The sequence below is a fragment of the Halobacteriovorax sp. GB3 genome (assembly GCF_028649655.1).
Classification (GTDB): Bacteria; Bdellovibrionota; Bacteriovoracia; order Bacteriovoracales; family Bacteriovoracaceae; genus BSW11-IV.
The window spans coordinates 284047-301652 of the sequence record NZ_JAQSLN010000003.1 but is presented as its reverse complement, the minus strand read 5'-3'; the positions used below and the strand labels follow the sequence as shown (position 1 = coordinate 301652).

Here is a 17606-nt window from a genome sequence, read left to right as displayed (position 1 = left end):
GTTCAGTGTTTTAAGAAAACAAGATCTTAGAGGGTTACAATTTTATAACCCTCTCCATAGACAGACTTGATGGCAAAGCTTGATTGCTTAATTTTTCGGCGAATACTACTTATGTAGGTATCGATCATCCTATCGTTGACTCTCTCGTTTCCAGGAGCAATGTGATTGAGAATCTTCTCTCTCGAAAGAACTCGTTGAGCATTCTTAAGAAGAAGGTGAATGATTTTAAATTCACTTGAAGTAAAGTGAATTTTGTCGCCGCGAATGGAAACCTCTTGCGAGGGAATGTTTAGTGTTATGTCATTGTAGTCGACGACTTCGAGTTGACTATCAATTTTAAGATTCTTTAAAACCGTATTCACAATTTCTCTAAGTTCTTCTGGTTCAAAAGGTTTTTCTAAGTAGTGAACGGCCCCAAGCTTGTAACCGGTTATACGTGAATTGGACCCAGTCTTAGCTGAGAGAAAAATGACCGGTGTGTGCTTGAGATCATCATTGGACTTTAATTGACTACAAAGTTCATAACCGCTGGCATCCTCAAGCATAATATCGAGAATGATAAGGTTTGGTTTGTATTCCCAGGCCTTCTCTAAACACTCTTCAGCCGTGCTCACTGTTTCTACTAAGTAGCTCGGATCGAGAATTTTTTTTACGAGAATTCTAATATCCTCATTATCGTCTACGACTAAAATTTTGGATTTCAACATATAAGCAGCTCTTGGTAAATGTTAATAGTACAATTAAATTATAAATGAATATCAGTTGGCCCAATAAAAAAAGAACCTTAATATTTTGTTATTTTTCATTATAACTACTCTAAATTACATGATTGTAAATAAAGAATAAATAAAAATTACGAATAAATGTTGTTTACATCACCTACAAGGGGCTTGTTTTGTAGTCCTAAATCAACATTCTTTGCACAAACGAGGGCCATTTCCTCTCGTGCCTTCACTGTGGCCGAGCCAATATGAGGAAAAATAATGGCACTATCTAGCTCTAAGAGCTTAGAATTAGGACTCATTGGTTCTGGGTTCGTCACATCTAGGCCCGCTCCAAAGAGGTGAGCGCTCTTTAGTGCATCATAAAGCGCTCCTTCATCGTGAACTTCTCCGCGAGCAGTGTTAATAAAGATGGAACCTTTTTTCATTTTCTTAAAGGCCCAATCATTAAAGAGAAGCTCCGTCTGCTCTGTAAGAGGACAGTGAACGGAGACGATGTCACTTTGACTTAGAAGATTTTCGAAATCCACGTGCTGTGCTTTTGTTTGTTTTTCAAATTCAGTTTTTTTAGATCTTGCCGTATAGAGGATGTTCATATTGAGACCGTGATGGCACATTTTGGCCATGGCCTGTCCAATTCTTCCTGCGCCCACAATTCCAATTGTCTTAGCATTAAGTTCCACGCCATGAAATCCCATCGGTTCCCAACCTTGCCATTTGCCTTCGCTGACATTTCTCATGGCGGACTTGGCGTTTCTTGCCACAGCAAAAAGAAGAGTCATTGCTAGTTCAGCGGTAGCATTAGTTAGAACATCGGGTGTATTGCCTATAGCGATACCTAGTTTGGTTGCAAAATTGGAGTCGATATTGTTATGGCCAACGGCGTAATTGGATATGACTTTAAGGTTCTTCGCATGAGAGAGAAAGTCTTGATCGATTTTATCGCTCAGCATTGTTATAAGGGCATCAACTTTTTTGGCCTCTTCTAAAAGCGCTTTGTTGTCTTCGAATCCACAAGCAATTTTGACTTTGTGACCTTTTTCTTCAAGATAATTTTTGGCCGTACTTGGTATCTCTTTCGTAATTAAAACATTACTCATGGTGCTTCCTTCTTTAGTTACCCTTGAGGCGATGTTAGAAGATAGTTGTTTACAGAGTCTTTTTGACTTTGACATAATTGGAGTCTTGGTTAAACAACAACTATCATACGCGAAATTAAGCAAGGAGGCACGCTTGGATTTCATGAATAACTTAAAAAGTGCTCTTTTGATTGCTGGTGCAATCTATGGCCTTAACGCACAGGCCGCAACAATTGCTATTATTGATTCTGGTACAGATATGAAGCATACAGACTTTTCTGAGTATGTTTGGATGAACCCAGTTGATAATACGAATAACAACCGTGACGAAGATCGAAACGGTTACCAAGATGATATTTACGGTTGGAACTTTGCTGAGAGCAACAACGAAGTCATCGACTATAGTTACCTTGGAACATTAAATGATGAGATTAAAAAGTTCTTTGCTGTTCAAGCTAAAATGATGCTTGGAACAGTTAACTCTGAAGAACTTGCATGGTTGCGCTCAAAGGTTGAAGATCGTGAGTTCATAAAGACTCTTGGTATCTATGGTAATTTCATGCACGGAACTCACGTTGCAGGAATTGCTGTAAAGAATCTACAAGACTCAAAAATGTTCGCCGTAAAGCTCATACCTACTGAAGTTAAGCTTCCAGGGCAAAAGGCGCTCATGGCCCAGTTAGACGAGCTTAGAAAAGAAAATGCAAGAGATGAAAAGGGTCTTGGATCAAAGCTTGTTAAATTTGGTCTTAAGCAACTTGCTACAGCTCAAATGACTCAAATGAATGAGATCGCTTACTATGTTGATGGACATAAGGCCGATGTTGCAAACGGTTCATTTGGAACAGGTTATAAGCAAGCTAAGACGCTCGTTGAAATGCTTCTTTTACAAATTAAAGTTAAGCCAACACAAGAGCAACTTGATGAGTATGTTCAATACTTTTTAAAGACACTCATTGATAAGGGAAGTGACATGGTTGCAAAAGCACCAAATACACTCTTTGTTTTTGCTGCTGGTAACGACGGTATGGATAATGACCGTTTTCCAACGAGCCCAACAAATATTCAAGCAGACAACGAGATTTCAGTTGCTGCGACAATTGGGTTTAATAAGCTTGCCCCATTTTCTAATTATGGTGAAGTTGAAGTTGATGTGGCCGCTCCTGGTGTAAACATTCTTTCTGCTGCACCTGGAGATGAGCATATCAGAATCTCTGGTACTTCTCAGGCAGCTCCCTATGTGGCCAATGTTGCTGCTAAAATTAAAGAAGAAAATAACTCACTAACTCCAAAACAGATTAAAGAGATCATTATGGGAACAGTTGACCTTAAATCTTGGCTTGGTGGAAAGGTTAAAACTTCTGGTGTTGTTAATGAAGGGCGTGCTGTCTACGCTGCCGAATTATCGAGAACTCAATCTGTTGATTCGGCCATTAGTGACTCTCTTTCAAGTGTCTCTGATGTTCAAACATTTGAAGATAAAGGTCTCATGATGGATCTTCCATTTGTTCAAGAGGCCATCTTACCTCTGCCATCACCGTTTAAATTCTAATATCAGAAGGCCTCGCGTAAAGCGGGGCCTTTTTTATTTTAATAAGAGATCAATGATCTCCAATGTTTCTTTTTTCGCCTGATCTAATCCCTTACTCTTTGTTGTGAAGCTATCTAAAATGGCCGCTGATGTTAGGTTTTGAATTTGTTTAGAAAAAAGAGAGCACTTTTCTTTTGGAAAATTTTCTACTTTTTCACTAAGAATGTAGTAGATTCTCTGCTCGCCAAGAGATCTTAATTCATCGTGAAGAGTGAGAAGCTTCTCGTTTAATGTACATTGGTAATAAAGAAGAAGCATGACGCTTACTTGTTCTGGGTATCTCTTGGCCCACTCGAAAACGGCCTCAACATAGAGGTGAAGCATTTCTCTACCACTTTTTGCCTTCTTAACATGTCCTAGTGAAATTTTTTGATAAGTCCATAGGATATAGCGAACGGAGCTTTCAAAAATGAGCTCTTTCTCTTTAAAGTGGTAGGCCACATGAGCTCTTCTCGTTTCTATTTTCTCGGCAATTGATTGATAAGTGGTATTTTCTAATCCAATGCTAGAAAAGCATTCAATGGCCGCTTGAATGATTTCCATCTTCTTCTTTTCACCCTTACTAGGCTCTTTTCCAAAGATCGTTTCATTTCCTAAGTACTCAATCACAATAACTCCTCTCTGTGCACAGCACTATGCTTAAAACTTAACGCTAGGTCAAGAAAAATGGTACGCACGTATAAAAAAGTTGACACTTCTTCTCAAATAAGAGAATTTCTCCTCGGGAATTTGGGGAAATGAACATGACAATAATAAATGGATTAGAATTTGAACGTATTGGTAAAGGTGATCCAGTCCTTTGTCTTTCTGGTTTTGGTTGTTCAAATTGGAATTTTGATCTTTTAAAAAATCTCCTCGCAGAAAATGTAGAGCTAGTCCTTCTTAATAATCGTGGCATGGGGAACTCTGAACAAATTCCAAAAGGTCATCGTATTGATGATATGGCCAATGAATCAGTGGCCCTTATGAAAGAGCTTGGGTTTGAAAAGTTTCATGTTTTTGGCATTAGTATGGGCGGCTTTATTGCTCAAAAAATAGCGCTCAATCATAGTGAGTGTGTTCTAAGCTTAACTCTTGCATGTACCCTAAGTGGGGGAGAGGACTTTCCAAGTATTCAAAAGCTGACGGAAGAATCTGTGCGAAAGGGAAGAGAGTTTGCTGATGATGTGCGCGAGAGAATGATTTGTTCAATGACAATTCATCCAGAACTTTTGGGTAGTGAAATCTTTGATCACATTGTAAATCTTAGAGTTTCAAATGTTCAAGATGTCGAAGAAGTTGTGAAGCAACAAAAGGCCGTGGATATTTTTCTTGATGAAGTTCTTCCTCTTGAAACAATCAAAAGTCCAACCCTCATTATGACTGGACGAGAGGATCGATTCGTCTGCCCAAAGGCCAGTGAGGTCTTTCATAAAAAAATTAAAACATCACAATTAAAATATATTGAAAAGGCCGATCATCATTTCTTTTTAGAAAGATCAGCACAAAGCGCTAAGGCCTTTCTCTCTTTTATACAGGAGAATAACAGATGAATGACTTTTCTATGTCACTAAAAAGGGCCGCTGTATGGTTACCCGAAGAGTTTGAAGACTCTCACTATATTTCTGAACAATCGGGAATTCCTGAATTCGTTGTCCGTGAGAAAATGGGAATTACAAGAAAGTGTCGAGCTCCTCGTGAGATTGATCCATCATTCATGGCAATACAAGCAGCGAAAAAAGTTCTAAGAGGTATTGATCCGCTAAGCGTTGATTTGGTGATTTGGACTGGTTCAGAATATAAAGACTATCCTGTGTGGTCTGCTGGTATTTTTGTCCAACGTGAACTTGGACTTAAGAATGCGTGGGCCTTTGACTGTGCCGCACGTTGTTCTTCAAATGTTCTTGGATTGAAGCTTGCTAAATCCCTCATGCAAACGGATTCAAAAATTAATCGCGTTCTTCTTTGTGGAGGTCATAAAACGGGTGATCTTGTGAATTACAAAGATGAAACAAGTCGTTTTCTCTATAATCTCTCTGATGGTGGTTCAGCTGTTCTTTTAGAAAGAGGAGAGTCAAATCCTGTTTTAGAAACTTCGATGAGAACTGATGGTGACTTTAGTCTAGATGTGATCATCCCTGCGGGTGGAACAAAAAAACCTCTAAGAGAAAAACCATCGGCCGATGAATTCTATCTCACTTGTCCTGATATCGTTGGTATGAGAGAGCGACTTGCTGATCGTTCAATTGAAAACTTTCTTCATGTTATTAAAGATGCTGCGAGCTCTTCGATGGCCGATCGACCAATTGATTATCTCGCACTTTTACATATGAAAAAATCAGCACACGATGCCATTGTCGATGCTCTAGAGTTGAAAGGCCCACAAAGTATTTATATGGATCACTACGGTCACTTTGGAGCTCCAGATCAGGTCCTATCAATTGGACTTGCTGAGAAAAATGGACTCCTAAAAAAAGGTGATCACATTGTTTTAGCAAGTGCTGGTATTGGTTATACGTGGTCAGCTGTTTCTCTTCGATATGATGAAGCTATTTTTCAAGAAGAAGATTTAAAAGATTTAAAGTTTAATTAAGAAGGAGATTATATGAATGGTTTAAATACAAAAAGAGTTTTTATTACAGGTGCGGCATCTGGAATTGGTAGAGCGACTGCTCGACGATTTTATAGTGAAGGAAGTGAGCTTGTTCTCATTGATATGCCTTCTCTTAAAGAAAGTGAGCTTGAAAGTGAATTTCCTGAAAGAATGACTTACATTCAGGCCAATGTAACAAATTCTGAAGATATTAAAAAAATTGAAGCGCAAATGAATCAAGGTGTTGATGTTCTAATCAATAACGCTGGAATCACAAGGGATGCGACTCTTCACAAAATGACAGATGAACAATTTGATTCTGTTATCGATGTTAACTTAAAGGCCGTATGGAAGCTCTCACAAATTGCCACAAAAATTATGAAAGATAATGCTAAACCAGGTGTTGTTTTAAATGCTGCTTCAGTTGTTGCCCATTATGGAAACTTTGGTCAGTCTAATTATGTTGCGACAAAAGCTGCAGTCATTGGGATGACGAAAACCATGGCCAAAGAACTTGGGAAATACGCTATTCGTGTTAACGCTGTTGCTCCTGGTTTCATTGGAACTGATATGGTTAGAAAAATGCCTGAGAAGGTTATTGAAATGATGGAGGGAAAAGCTCCTTTAAAAAGAATTGGTGAACCTGAAGAAATTGGTGCGGCCTATGCATTTCTTGCAAGTGATGATGCAAGATTTATTACAGGGACTTGCCTAAATGTTGATGGAGGTCTGGTATTAGGTTAGAGCTTAATTACCAAATTGATCGCTGTCACGACGATGCTCCTTGGCTCGTTTTGATAAATGGACTTTTTGCTGATTTAAATTCATTTCAGGAAATGGTCCCTATTCTTAGTGAGAAATTCAATCTTCTTCGCTATGACTGTCGCGGGCAGGGAGAGAGTCCTTGCCCAAAGCTTGAAATTTATACCCTTGAAGATCACGTCAGCGATCTTTCTCTTCTTCTTGATTTCCTCAAAATCAAGGAGTGTTGTTTTTTTGGTTTAAGTAATGGTGCGCGCGTGGCGATGGAATTTGCTTGTCAATCTCCCTCTCGCGCACGTGCTGTTATTTGTGCTGATGGTTTTGATGTGGCGAGCCCTCTTTTGAAATTGAAATTGGGTAGTTGGCTAAAGGCCCATGAAGTTGGTGGGGATCTTCTTCGCTTTGACATTGCGACTCCTTGGGTTTGGGGTGAGAGTCTCGTTGCCAAGAAGCCAGAGCTTGTCGATTATTATCGCAAGAGGGCCGAAAAGCGTGAGAGTTATGTTGTAAGTGCACTTATTAAAGGAGCACTAGAAGGGGATATCAATACTTGTCTCATTGGCTGCCGAGTTCTTTTTCTCGTAGGAAAAGAAGATCTTTTAACGCCTCCTTTTCTATGTGAAAAAATGCACTTAAAGCGCCTTGAAAAAGGTCTTGAAAGTCAATTTGAGATTATTGATGGTGGTCATGCGGCTCCAATTGAATATCCCCATCGCAGCGCTCGTCGCATTTTAAATTTTTTAAACGAACAATAAAACGAGGATTCTATGAATTGGATACATTTCTTGGAAGAGAATGCAAAGACCTACGCCAAAAAAGAGGCCATAATCGAGCAAGAGTCAAATCGTTCTTATACATATGAGCAATTAAATGCGATCGTCGATAAGTGGGCCCTCTATTTACAATCACAAAATGTAAGCGACGGTGATCGAGTTGCTTTTTTGGCAACAAATTGTCTTGAACACGTTCTTATACTCTTGGCCTGTGCTAAAATTCGCGCTCTCTTTGTTCCTTTGAATTTTCGTCTCTCGCAAGGGGAGTTGCAAGACACTTTAGATAGAATTGATTGCAAGATTTTTATCAGTAGAGAAAAAACGAATCTCATTGTTCATACGAAAAAAGTTTTACTAAGTGATATCGATCTCGAATTAAAGGGATTATTGATAAAAAAATATGCCTTAGATGAAGATCCTATTCTCATGCTCTTTACTTCTGGCTCAACAGGTCGCCCCAAGGGTGTTCTCTTTCATGGGCGCATGCTAAAAACCAATCAAATTGAAACATGTAGAAATTGGCAATTAGATCACAATGACTCGACACTAGTTGAAACACCATTTTTTCATACAGGTGGATATAATGTTTTACTTTTGCCCTTACTTTTTGTTGGGGGAACTTGTTATATTGCGCCAAAATTTGATATTTCAAATGTCATCGAAACAATCACACAAAAGAGATTGTCAGTGTATTTTGGTGTGCCGACAATGTTTCAAATGCTACAAGAGTCTGCTGCTTTTAAGACGGCCGATTTTAGTTCAATACGATTCTTCCTCTCTGGAGGTGCCGCAGCACCTATTGAGATGATTAAAAAGTATCAGGAAAAAAATCTTGGTTTTAAACAAGGTTTTGGCCTTACTGAAGTTGGCCCTAATTGCTTTGAACTTTCTGAAGAGTTTTCAGTTTCAAAACTTGGTTCAATTGGCCAAGCGATGAAGCACTCTAAAGTGATTGTCATGAAAGATGAGAAGATCGTAACCGAACCACACGTGATAGGCGAATTATTGATTAAAGGAGATCATCTCTGTTTAGGCTATTACCGCGACTCTAGAAAGTGGCACGAAAGCCTCTATCTTGGTTACTTTAAGACGGGGGATCTCGTTAAATTTGATGAAGATGGCTTTTTCTATGTCGTTGGTCGAATCAAAGATATGTATATCTCTGGAGGAGAAAATGTCTATCCTGCAGAAGTTGAAAAACAACTTCTCTCACACCCAAGTATTCTTGATGCCGTTGTCGTTTCAAAGGCCAGTGACAAGTGGGGAGAGGTCGGACATGCCTATTTAAAATCTAAGAGAGATCTTTCAATCGATGAACTTCGTAAGTTTTTAGGCGATAAACTCTCTCGTTACAAACATCCTCATACAATTGAAAAACTCTCGGAATTTCCATTACTTGCCAACGGCAAGATCGACCGTGTTAGTTTAAAAGAGCGGGCCAAAGGTAGAGAGTTTTGCTAAAAGGGTTTATGACTGATTCTATAGCAATTAAATTACGCAGATTCCTAGTTTTTCTTGTTTTATCACCCCTTGTTTTGAATACGAGTGTGGCCTTAGAAAAAGAAATCGACCTTGAATCTTTTAAGGGAAAGATCTCTCGTGTTACTGTCTCTGGTCTTTCGGCCGGCGCTTATATGGCCCATCAATTACAGGTTGCTTATTCAAAAGAAATTTCTGGAGCCGCTATCGTTGCAGGAGGTTTTTATCGCTGCGCCAATGGAAGTATGGTTCATGGAATCTACGGTTGCATGGCCGGTGATCTGATTGAAAAAGATTTTAATGAGGCCCTCGAAAAAATTAATGAATACGAAAGAGACGGTCTTATAGATCCTCTTGAATACTTAAAAGATGACCACGTCTTTTTATTTTCTGGAACTAACGATGTTATTGTTCATGAAAAGGGGATGCTTCTTTTAAAAGATTTTTTTGATCTCTATCCTGTAACTAACGTTATTAGCGATTTTTCATTTCCTGCTGGTCATGGAATGGTCACAGAGAGTCAGGGATCTGCTTGTGATGCAACAGGACTTGATAATAGACCTTGGCTTTTAAATTGTAATCGGGATCTTTCTAGAGAAATTCTTGAGACGATGGTTGATCGAAAGTTAAAAGCAAAGACACTGGCCAAAAGGTCAAATCTTTTTACTTTCTCTCAACTTCCCTTTATTAGCTTTGCTAGTGGGCTCGGAAGTTATGGTCACATCTATATACCTTCTAATTGTCTAAAAGGCGCAACATGTGATCTTCATATGGCCCTTCATGGCTGTGATCAAACACCTCAGACTGTAGGTGATGCTTTTATTTGGGATTCTGGTTACAATCAATGGGCAGAGAGCAACGATATTATCATTCTCTATCCATCGGCGAGCCGATCTTATATGGTTCCTCTTAATCCTATGGGTTGTTTTGATTGGTGGGGTTATACTGGCCCAAATTATGCTAATAAAAGAGGTGTCCAACCGGATGCTTTAATGAAAATGATTAGAACATTAAAACAAATCTTCTAATAAAAAAAGGCCCTTCTATGAGGGCCTTTTCTCTTATCTTCCGTAGAGTTCTCTTTTTAAATCATTGAGTGCTTTTTCAAGGTTCTTTGCCTGAGCTGTTAATTCGGTAGAAAGCTTGGCCGTATTTTCTGCTACTGTAGAATTTTCGTGGATAGAAGTATCAATGAGGTTCATGGCATCAGTGATGGCATTAACACCTGTTGCTTGCTCATCAGAGGCCTCCGAAATTTCTCTCATAACACCTGTCATCTCCCCAACGTTGCCAAGAATTACATCTAAAGTCGAACCACAGCGATTGGCCACATTGACCCCTCGATCAATTTTCTTTTGGCCTTCTTGAATGAGCGAGTTAACCTGATCAGTTGTCTCTCTAATAATTCGTTGAACTGTTTCAACACTTTCAGCAAGCATGGAACCAATTTCTGTGGCCGCATCGCCTGAAGACTGAGCGAGGTTACCAACTTCTTCGGCAACAACAGCAAAACCTTTTCCTTGCTCACCGGCCCTGGCGGCTTCGACTGAGGCATTAAAGCTTAGAAGCTTTGTCTGTGATACGATATCATTGATGACTTGTGCTTTTTGAGAGATCTCATTAATAATGGTAATAATTCTTTGAAACTCATTATTACTATTTTCAATTTGTTTAACGACTTGATCGTTACTAAGGCGGATGTCTTCAATTACGTGAATCATTTCTTCGATAGATTCCTTTCCTTCATTTGTAATCTTTAAATTCTCATCGGCCTTATCTGAAGAGGATTTTGCTCCTAGCGCACTTTTTTGTGCCATGGCATTGATTTCATCGAGAGTTGAAACCGTTTCTTGAATTGAGCTTGCTTGTTCTGTCGCTGAGCTGGCTACACTCTCTGAACTTTGTTGAAGCTTAACTGAGTTTCTATTCGTTACTTGAACAGTATCGCCAAGTTGCTTTTCAACAACGATGAGTTTCACGTAACTCTTATTGATAATAAGCCAAATAACAATTGTAATTGCGATAGCAAGAATTAAACCGATGGCCACCAGTTTAATTGTTGAAGCGACAATTTCTTTATTGATAATACTTTTTGGGATTTCAATCTCTGTATACCAAGGATTATTATTCGCTCCAAGACTGATTGGTTGAAATACGCGTAGAAACTTTTCTGTCTCATGAATATATGTTTTATTTCTATTCTTAGTCAGTGTTTCAAAGATTTTTTTATAGATCGGATTTGTTTTTATAATGTCTTTCCCAACTAAATCTTTTTGTTTTGTCTTTCCGGCAATGATTCCTTTTGCACTTATAATGAGCATCTTCCCTTGACCTTCATAGAGATCAATTTTATCTGTAATTTTTTGAAGATCGTTAAGAGCAATATCACCACCAGCAAGACCGACGAACTTTCCTTCATTTATGATGGGAACCGTTAATGAAGTCATAAGAACATCTACGCCTTGAATAGGATAGACGGCCGGTTCAGAGAAGACTTCTTTTAGCGTTGCTTTTGGTTTTTGATACCATTCTCCTGAAAAATCACTTAGAGAACTAAAGGCGAGTTTTCCATCAGAGGCCTTATTCCAATAGGGAGTGAAGCGTCCTGTTTCTTGATTCCCTTCTTTTCCAATCCACAAGCTATCTTCGTCGATATATTGATTTGCTTCAAATCCAACATAAGATCCGACAAGGTATTCGTGCTCTGTAATGATCTTCTTCAAAAGATCAATGGCCGAGTGACGGGACATGGTCATATTATTTTCCTTGCTAACAACGGCCTCCATTGTATGGGCAAGGTTTTTCATGGTTTTCATATTCTCATTAAGAATCTTTTCAATTTCTCTATTACTTTCTCTGGCATTACTCTCAGCAACGGCCACGGCCTTTTCAAAAGCGAGGTCATGATTTATTTTTCCTGAAATTGAAATAACCAATCCCGCAAGAATAAATATTCCAACGATGACGCTAAATAGGATTTTAAATTTTAAAGACTTTCCCTGAAGTGACATGATTCCCTCTATTTTTAATTTTATTTCTCTACTTTCGGTATTTTACAATAGAATTAAATTTTTTTATTGAGAAAATGAGATAGGGAAAAAAGAGCGGGAAGAAAAGAGGCCACTCTTAAGAGTGGCCTAAGGAAATGTATAATTAGAACCAGTAAGATATTCCAGAATTAATTTGCCAAGCGTGTTCCCAACCTTTCTCTACAACTTCACGTGTATAGCTAGATTGTGATCTTGCTCCTGGAAAGCGAGGCTCTTCCACACTTTTTCTCTCATGTGTTAGACCTAACTTAAAGTTTACTCTCTTAGCGAGTCTCCACTTAAGTGCCGCTTCTAGCATGTAGTTATTCTTTTTAAAGATCTGTCCATTGTTGTAATCGCCTTGACCAGAACCACCATCTCTCGCATCTGCTGTTGAGTAATCACCTTTATCGTGAGCAAGGGCCTTAACAAGAATAGCTGAAGCACTTGTTGCTACAGAGAATGTTTCGTTGAAGCGATATTCGTAACCTAATTGAATGTATTGTTCCCATTGCTTTTTAGCTGTGAAGCGATCGTTTTCGTGCTTTGAAACAAATCCAAACATATATTCAAACCAGATTTCTCTTTCATCATTTGCATCAGTCATAGCGATATCTAGGGCCCAGTCTGCGTGCGGATCGATATCACGCCAAAGGTAGATACCAGCGATAGAGTACTTTACACCATAAGCAGGTGTGTAAGTGAATTTGTTGGCAAAACCTCTTTGTTTTTTATTGTCCAGTGTATCAGTTGTTTCGTAGCTAATTGTACCGAAGTTATCACGTCCAAAGTCTGGCCCATCTTCTCTTGTGTAAAGTGGAGAAAGAGAGTTCCCGTAGTATGTGAATTGGTTAATAAAACCTGATCTGTAACTTCCGTTTTGAACAGTAAAAAGGATTTTCTTATCTTGATCTCTCCAAGAGTTTGAAGAATTAAGGATCGATCCACCATCGATATAAGTTGGTCTTGCGGCCCCAAAGTGCATTTGGTGAAAAGGAACTTTTCCTTTACCTGCTGAGAGCTTGAAGTTCTTTTGTGGACGCCAGCTAATTAGTGCTTCTTCGTAGATGTTATTTCTTTCAGAGAGATCGCCATCGAGATCAAGCTTAATTTTTGCTGACCAGTCTTCGTGACGGAAATAGAATTTTAAGTCGAGTGTGATGATTTCAGTTGAGACTTCTTCAATGTCTTTTTTTGTTTCAGTTAGGTTTCTGTTGTCTGTGTCGAACTTTTTTTGTTTTGATACGCTTAGTGCATCAATAACGATAAAGCCCTTAACGTCAAAGTCAGTTGCAAGTACAGAAGTACTTACAGAAAGAAGCGCTAATAAAGAAGCCAAATGTTTCACGGTGTCTCCCAGGAAAGTTGATAGTGCCCCTCGGATTTACCAGAGTGTCTTTAGTTTGGCCATGAATTGTTTTGTTAGGATTCTATAAAGATTGGAAATTGCAAGGATTTGTGGACTTCTTACAATCTGAGAGAAAAAAAATGGGGCCTTATGGCCCCGTATTTCTTAATAACCGTTACAGCGTTCGTATTGATCAAAATAGTGGTATTGATCGACAAAATAGGGTTCCTCACATGAAGATGCTGGTTTCCTATTCGTTGTAGAACAAGATGCTAAAGTTGCCAGTGCTAAGAAAAAGAAGACAGATAGTGTTTTTTTCATGTTGCTCTCCTGATGAATTATTCATCTTATCGGCAAAAGACTGACAAACTTGATAGGTCATTTGTAAGGAATTGATTAAGACTTCTTAGAATCTGCCTTTTTTTCACCCTTACAGCAGTCTTTCTTCTTTTCTAGACTACACTGTTTCCCGTCTTTTTTCGCCTTGGCACATTTTTCTTTCTTCATTTTACATTGCTTTGAAGAGCATTGTTTCTTGTCTTTATTACAGTGCTTTCCACCAAAATGTGAACAAGATGTTGAAAGTACAAGCATTCCAGCAAAGAGAAGTGTTGTTAATTTCATGTCGTTTCCTTTGTTAAGTTTGGCCTTATTATATCTTAGGATATATTTGAATTCATGGAATAAGAAAAATTGACCCACATGTTGTACGCGTAAATAGGTTTTCTTGAATGAAAAAGGCGCTCATCGTATCGAGTCCATGAAACTGACCTTTTAACTCTTCGTTTTCATGGATAAAAACGCAGTAGCAAGCTAGCGTAAACGGGCCCTCAAAGGCGGAGGAGAGAATGATATTTTTTTGACTTTTTTTCAACTCTTTAATTTGTTTAAGATCGAAATTAAGCCCTGGCTTTACGACAAAACTTGTCACTTGAGAGGGGATTCTCTTTTCACGAAGAGATTTCTCTAGATTTTCATCAAGTGCAATAGGGATATCGTTTATGGCAAAAAGTTCTTCAAAATTAGACAATGGTTCTTCAAAGTATTCAATAAACTCTTTCTTAGTAATTCCATTCCAAAATTGTTCAAGCTGTCTCTTAGAAAGTGATCGATTGGCATCTAAACGCAAGAGCGTGTCCTTAGAGCAATTTTCTATGATTTGGTTGATGTCGTGAATCTCTTTTTCAAGTTCATCGCGACCAATTTTTACTTTTATTCTTTTGGCCTTTAGGAGCTCTTTATTATTAAAACCTGGAACATGAAGAGAGTTAATTTGAATGGGAATATTTGTATAGCGCTCTTTTCTTTGAAATAAAAAGCAGCATTGGAGAGCGACTTTTAATTGGCAACTCACATCTAATTCACTGATTGATAATTCATCGAGTTGATAAAGTTCTTCCTTTGAAAGTTGCCCCAGTTCTTCTATTAGATCTTTAAGGCCTTTAGTGTGAAGTCCTTCAAGAGAGGAGAGTTCACCCATTAAAACTCCGTCTTTATGATCAAATTCAAAGCGAAGAAACTCTTTTTCAGTTAGAACTTTTTTACCAATGGTCATTGGATTTTTAAAGAGAAGTGAATCAATTTCTTTAAATCTTAAATGAGTCATAGGTCTTTTAAAAAACCAGTCCAGCAGAGAGGACTAAGCAAAAGAAAAAGAGATATTTCCCCGTATTGGCCAGGCAATCGTTTAACTTCTTATCTATAGGCTTAGTAAGAATATGATTCCATACGAGAATAAAGGCATAAAAGAGAAGCGTTGCAATTAGCACTGAGTTCTTTTGTAGTCTTGCATAAACCATAAAAGGAACAAAGCTAGAAACCCAAGCAAGTCCTACCGTGAAAAGGCGTGCTTTCTTTTCTCCTAAAAAAGTTGCAATGGTTTTCTTACCCTTTTTCTTGTCACTATAAAGATCACGAAGATTATTAATTCCCATAATCGTTGCAGAGATAAATCCTGGACCTAATCCTAGAGTTAAAAGCAGCTCGTGATTGGTCGATCCAAAAAGATAACCTGCACCCCAAAGTGCGATTGGTCCAAAAAAGAGAAAAGCAAAAACTTCACCAAGCCCGTAGTAACTTAGTGGAAAAGGTCCACCAGTATAGGCCCAGGCAAAAAAGAGCGAGCTAAGGCCGATGACTACAATAGGAAGCCCCCCTTGAATCATGAGATAGATTCCAACTAGGAGTGCTAATGTCATAACAAAGAGACAGCCTTTTTTAACCTCGTTAGAACTTAGAAGATTTGAACTTGTAACACGAGTTGGCCCAAGTCTATCTTCGTCATCGAGTCCTCGAATACCATCGTAATAATCATTGATAAGATTACTGGCAATTTGTAAGAGGACAGCGCAGATGATCGTTAGAAAAAAGATGAGTGCGGGAAGAGTCTTATTGTCATAATACGCTGCAGCCGCTGCAAGTATGACAGGTGAAGCTGCAGCAAATAACGTTTTTGGTCTTGAGGCCAAAAGCCAGGCCTGAGTTTTACTCATATATCCTCTTATAATTTTACCGTTTTTAACTTCTTGTACACTTCGATGTTCTCATTATTATCGAGGACTACTTCTATGAGTGTTTTTTCTTTGTCCTCATAGTAATTGTTGAGTGCTTGAGAGTATTCATTTGATGTTTGAACTTTCTTATATTGAATACCAAAGGCGCTACAGATGGCCCCAAAATTAATATTGTGCTCTGTGATCATTGGCGCAAGAATTTCTTTTTCACTTGCAATTGGCAAGAGAGTGAAAATTCCGCCACCTTTGTTATTAACTAAAATAATTAAGTTGTTTTTTTTATGCTCTTTGAAATAATGAAGGGCGTTTAAATCGTGAAATAAGCTGACATCTCCTGTAACGAGAGTGACTTCTTTTTCAAGAGCATCACTAATTCCAAGGGTTGTACTTACCATTCCTTCTATGCCACTTACGCCTCGATTGCAAAAAATTTGTAATTCTTTTTTCTCACTTGGATGAATGAAGCTGTCAAAAGATCGAATGGCCGTGCTATTGGCGATAAAAACGGATTCCTTACTTGGGATTTGTTCAATGAGTGTTTTACTGATCGATGGAAAACTTAGAGGGCCATTTTCAATGAGCTCTCTTTTTGTTTCGACAAAATTTATCCAAGGGCATGATTCTTTTTCTTGATGAGAATAAGTGAGTTCTTTTCTTAATAAGGAAAGAAAACTTCCTAATTCACACTCATAGCGTTCATGATAAGAAAAACCGGTATCTTCTAAATCCATTGATTCACTAATAAGAATTGATTCAATTTGCGGATTTTCTTTTAGATATCGATAGTAGTGCTTACCTGTTAAACGCCCTCCTAAATGGATGATTAAATCGGGCAGGTGAGTGTTAAAGTATTCATAGACCTCTGGGTGATCCATGCTGGGAATACCTCTTGTCCTCTCCATTGATTTCAATGGAAAGAGATATTTCACTGAGCTTGAAACATCGAAGAATGCATCAAATTGATTCTCTTCGAAAAAAGATCGAATTTCATTTTTGGCCTTGGCCGTATTTTTTCCAACAATAAAAAGAGGAGAGTTCGCTCTTTGAATTTTCTCTTTTAATAAATTAACGGCCGAATCATCAACTGTGAGATAGTTTTTGTGATAAGTCGTTTCAAGGGAATCGTTTTCAAAATAGGACTGAGCATGCTTTTTAAACGTTTCTCCAATAGGTCCCTTCGTTTTATCGAGAGGCTCTCTAAGAGGAAGGTTTAAATGTACCGGTCCAAAAATAGGAGCATGTGCTCTGTGAACTAGTTGATCAATTGCTTTTGTCAGCGCAGAAACTGGAAAAGAGTCACTTGGTGCATCAAGGTTAAGATTATACAGTGAGTATTTTCCAAATAGATTTTGCTGGTCAATGGTTTGGTTAGCATCAACGAGCGAGAGCTCTTTTGGTCTATCTGAAGAGATGACGATAAGGGGAAGCTTATCTCTTTTTGCTTCAATGAAGGCCGGATAGAAATTGGCCATGGCCGTACCTGAAGTACAAACTAAACAGGCAGCTCGATTGGTTGCTTTCGAATAACCAAGAGCTCTGTATGAGAGAGATCTTTCATCGATACCCTCAATTATATTGGCCTTTGAATTATATGTGATGGCCGCAATCATTGGTGCATTTCTCATGCCAGGGGCAACATAGAAATCAGTGATTCCTTGGCGCGTGAGTGATTCCACAATGAGGGCACACCAGAGACGATTAATGTTTTCAAAGTTCTTCATAGCATTTCTCTTTGGAA

17 protein-coding genes are annotated in these 17606 nt (G+C 38.5%); 7 read left to right on the top strand and 10 right to left on the bottom strand.

From position 1 onward, the window contains the following. Positions 1-26: 26 nt before the first annotated feature. Complete coding sequence (locus HBN50_RS07620; RefSeq protein WP_273869035.1) at positions 27-707, bottom strand: response regulator transcription factor; 681 nt, start codon at positions 705-707, stop codon at positions 27-29. Between the two features lie 146 nt (positions 708-853). After that, positions 854-1822: a 2-hydroxyacid dehydrogenase gene (locus HBN50_RS07615; RefSeq protein ID WP_273869034.1), complete on the bottom strand. Its 969-nt coding sequence runs from the start codon at positions 1820-1822 to the stop codon at positions 854-856. Positions 1823-1964: 142 nt separating this feature from the next. On the opposite strand from HBN50_RS07615, the gene HBN50_RS07610 reads away from it, so the two are divergent. Beyond that, on the top strand, positions 1965-3353 hold the full coding sequence (locus tag HBN50_RS07610; RefSeq protein ID WP_273869033.1) for a S8 family serine peptidase: 1389 nt from the start codon (positions 1965-1967) through the stop codon (positions 3351-3353). Positions 3354-3386: 33 nt separating this feature from the next. On the opposite strand, the gene HBN50_RS07605 is transcribed toward HBN50_RS07610, so the two are convergent. Beyond that, complete coding sequence (locus HBN50_RS07605; protein ID WP_273869032.1) at positions 3387-4001, bottom strand: TetR/AcrR family transcriptional regulator; 615 nt, start codon at positions 3999-4001, stop codon at positions 3387-3389. Positions 4002-4135: 134 nt separating this feature from the next. On the opposite strand from HBN50_RS07605, the gene HBN50_RS07600 reads away from it, so the two are divergent. The 6 genes from HBN50_RS07600 (at position 4136) to HBN50_RS07575 (ending at position 10006) form a co-directional block, all read left to right on the top strand. Next, positions 4136-4924, top strand: coding sequence for an alpha/beta fold hydrolase (locus tag HBN50_RS07600; RefSeq protein ID WP_273869031.1), 789 nt, complete (start codon positions 4136-4138; stop codon positions 4922-4924). Next, a complete protein-coding gene (locus HBN50_RS07595) occupies positions 4921-5964 on the top strand; it encodes a 3-oxoacyl-ACP synthase (protein WP_273869030.1) in 1044 nt (347 codons plus the stop codon). The genes HBN50_RS07600 and HBN50_RS07595 overlap by 4 nt, the downstream gene beginning before the upstream one ends. A gap of 12 nt (positions 5965-5976) precedes the next feature. Then, the gene (locus tag HBN50_RS07590; RefSeq protein WP_273869029.1) at positions 5977-6708 is read left to right on the top strand and encodes an SDR family oxidoreductase; all 732 of its coding nucleotides are present in this window, start codon (positions 5977-5979) and stop codon (positions 6706-6708) included. Positions 6709-6758: 50 nt separating this feature from the next. Continuing rightward, entirely contained in the window at positions 6759-7481 is a 723-nt protein-coding gene (locus HBN50_RS07585) for an alpha/beta fold hydrolase (RefSeq protein ID WP_273869027.1), read from the top strand. 12 nt (positions 7482-7493) lie between these two features. Then, a complete protein-coding gene (locus tag HBN50_RS07580; RefSeq protein ID WP_273869025.1) occupies positions 7494-8960 on the top strand; it encodes a class I adenylate-forming enzyme family protein in 1467 nt (488 codons plus the stop codon). Positions 8961-9046: 86 nt separating this feature from the next. Then, a complete protein-coding gene (locus HBN50_RS07575) occupies positions 9047-10006 on the top strand; it encodes an extracellular catalytic domain type 2 short-chain-length polyhydroxyalkanoate depolymerase (RefSeq protein WP_273869023.1) in 960 nt (319 codons plus the stop codon). A gap of 33 nt (positions 10007-10039) precedes the next feature. On the opposite strand, the gene HBN50_RS07570 is transcribed toward HBN50_RS07575, so the two are convergent. The 7 genes from HBN50_RS07570 to menD form a co-directional block, all read right to left on the bottom strand. After that, positions 10040-11989: a methyl-accepting chemotaxis protein gene (locus HBN50_RS07570; protein WP_273869021.1), complete on the bottom strand. Its 1950-nt coding sequence runs from the start codon at positions 11987-11989 to the stop codon at positions 10040-10042. A 142-nt stretch (positions 11990-12131) separates the two neighbouring features. After that, positions 12132-13355 carry a hypothetical protein gene (locus HBN50_RS07565; protein WP_273869020.1) on the bottom strand — a complete coding sequence of 408 codons (1224 nt, stop codon included), beginning with the start codon at positions 13353-13355 and terminating at the stop codon, positions 12132-12134. A gap of 165 nt (positions 13356-13520) precedes the next feature. Further along, complete coding sequence (locus HBN50_RS07560) at positions 13521-13676, bottom strand: lipoprotein (RefSeq protein WP_273869019.1); 156 nt, start codon at positions 13674-13676, stop codon at positions 13521-13523. Positions 13677-13751: 75 nt separating this feature from the next. Beyond that, positions 13752-13979 (bottom strand): hypothetical protein, encoded by a 228-nt coding sequence (locus tag HBN50_RS07555; protein ID WP_273869018.1) that lies wholly within the window; start codon positions 13977-13979, stop codon positions 13752-13754. A 52-nt stretch (positions 13980-14031) separates the two neighbouring features. After that, the gene (locus HBN50_RS07550) at positions 14032-14961 is read right to left on the bottom strand and encodes an enolase C-terminal domain-like protein (protein WP_273869017.1); all 930 of its coding nucleotides are present in this window, start codon (positions 14959-14961) and stop codon (positions 14032-14034) included. 7 nt (positions 14962-14968) lie between these two features. Continuing rightward, positions 14969-15847: a 1,4-dihydroxy-2-naphthoate polyprenyltransferase gene (locus HBN50_RS07545; RefSeq protein WP_273869016.1), complete on the bottom strand. Its 879-nt coding sequence runs from the start codon at positions 15845-15847 to the stop codon at positions 14969-14971. 8 nt (positions 15848-15855) lie between these two features. After that, on the bottom strand, positions 15856-17589 hold the full coding sequence (gene menD / locus HBN50_RS07540) for a 2-succinyl-5-enolpyruvyl-6-hydroxy-3-cyclohexene-1-carboxylic-acid synthase (protein ID WP_273869015.1): 1734 nt from the start codon (positions 17587-17589) through the stop codon (positions 15856-15858). Between the last annotated feature and the right edge of the window lie 17 nt (positions 17590-17606).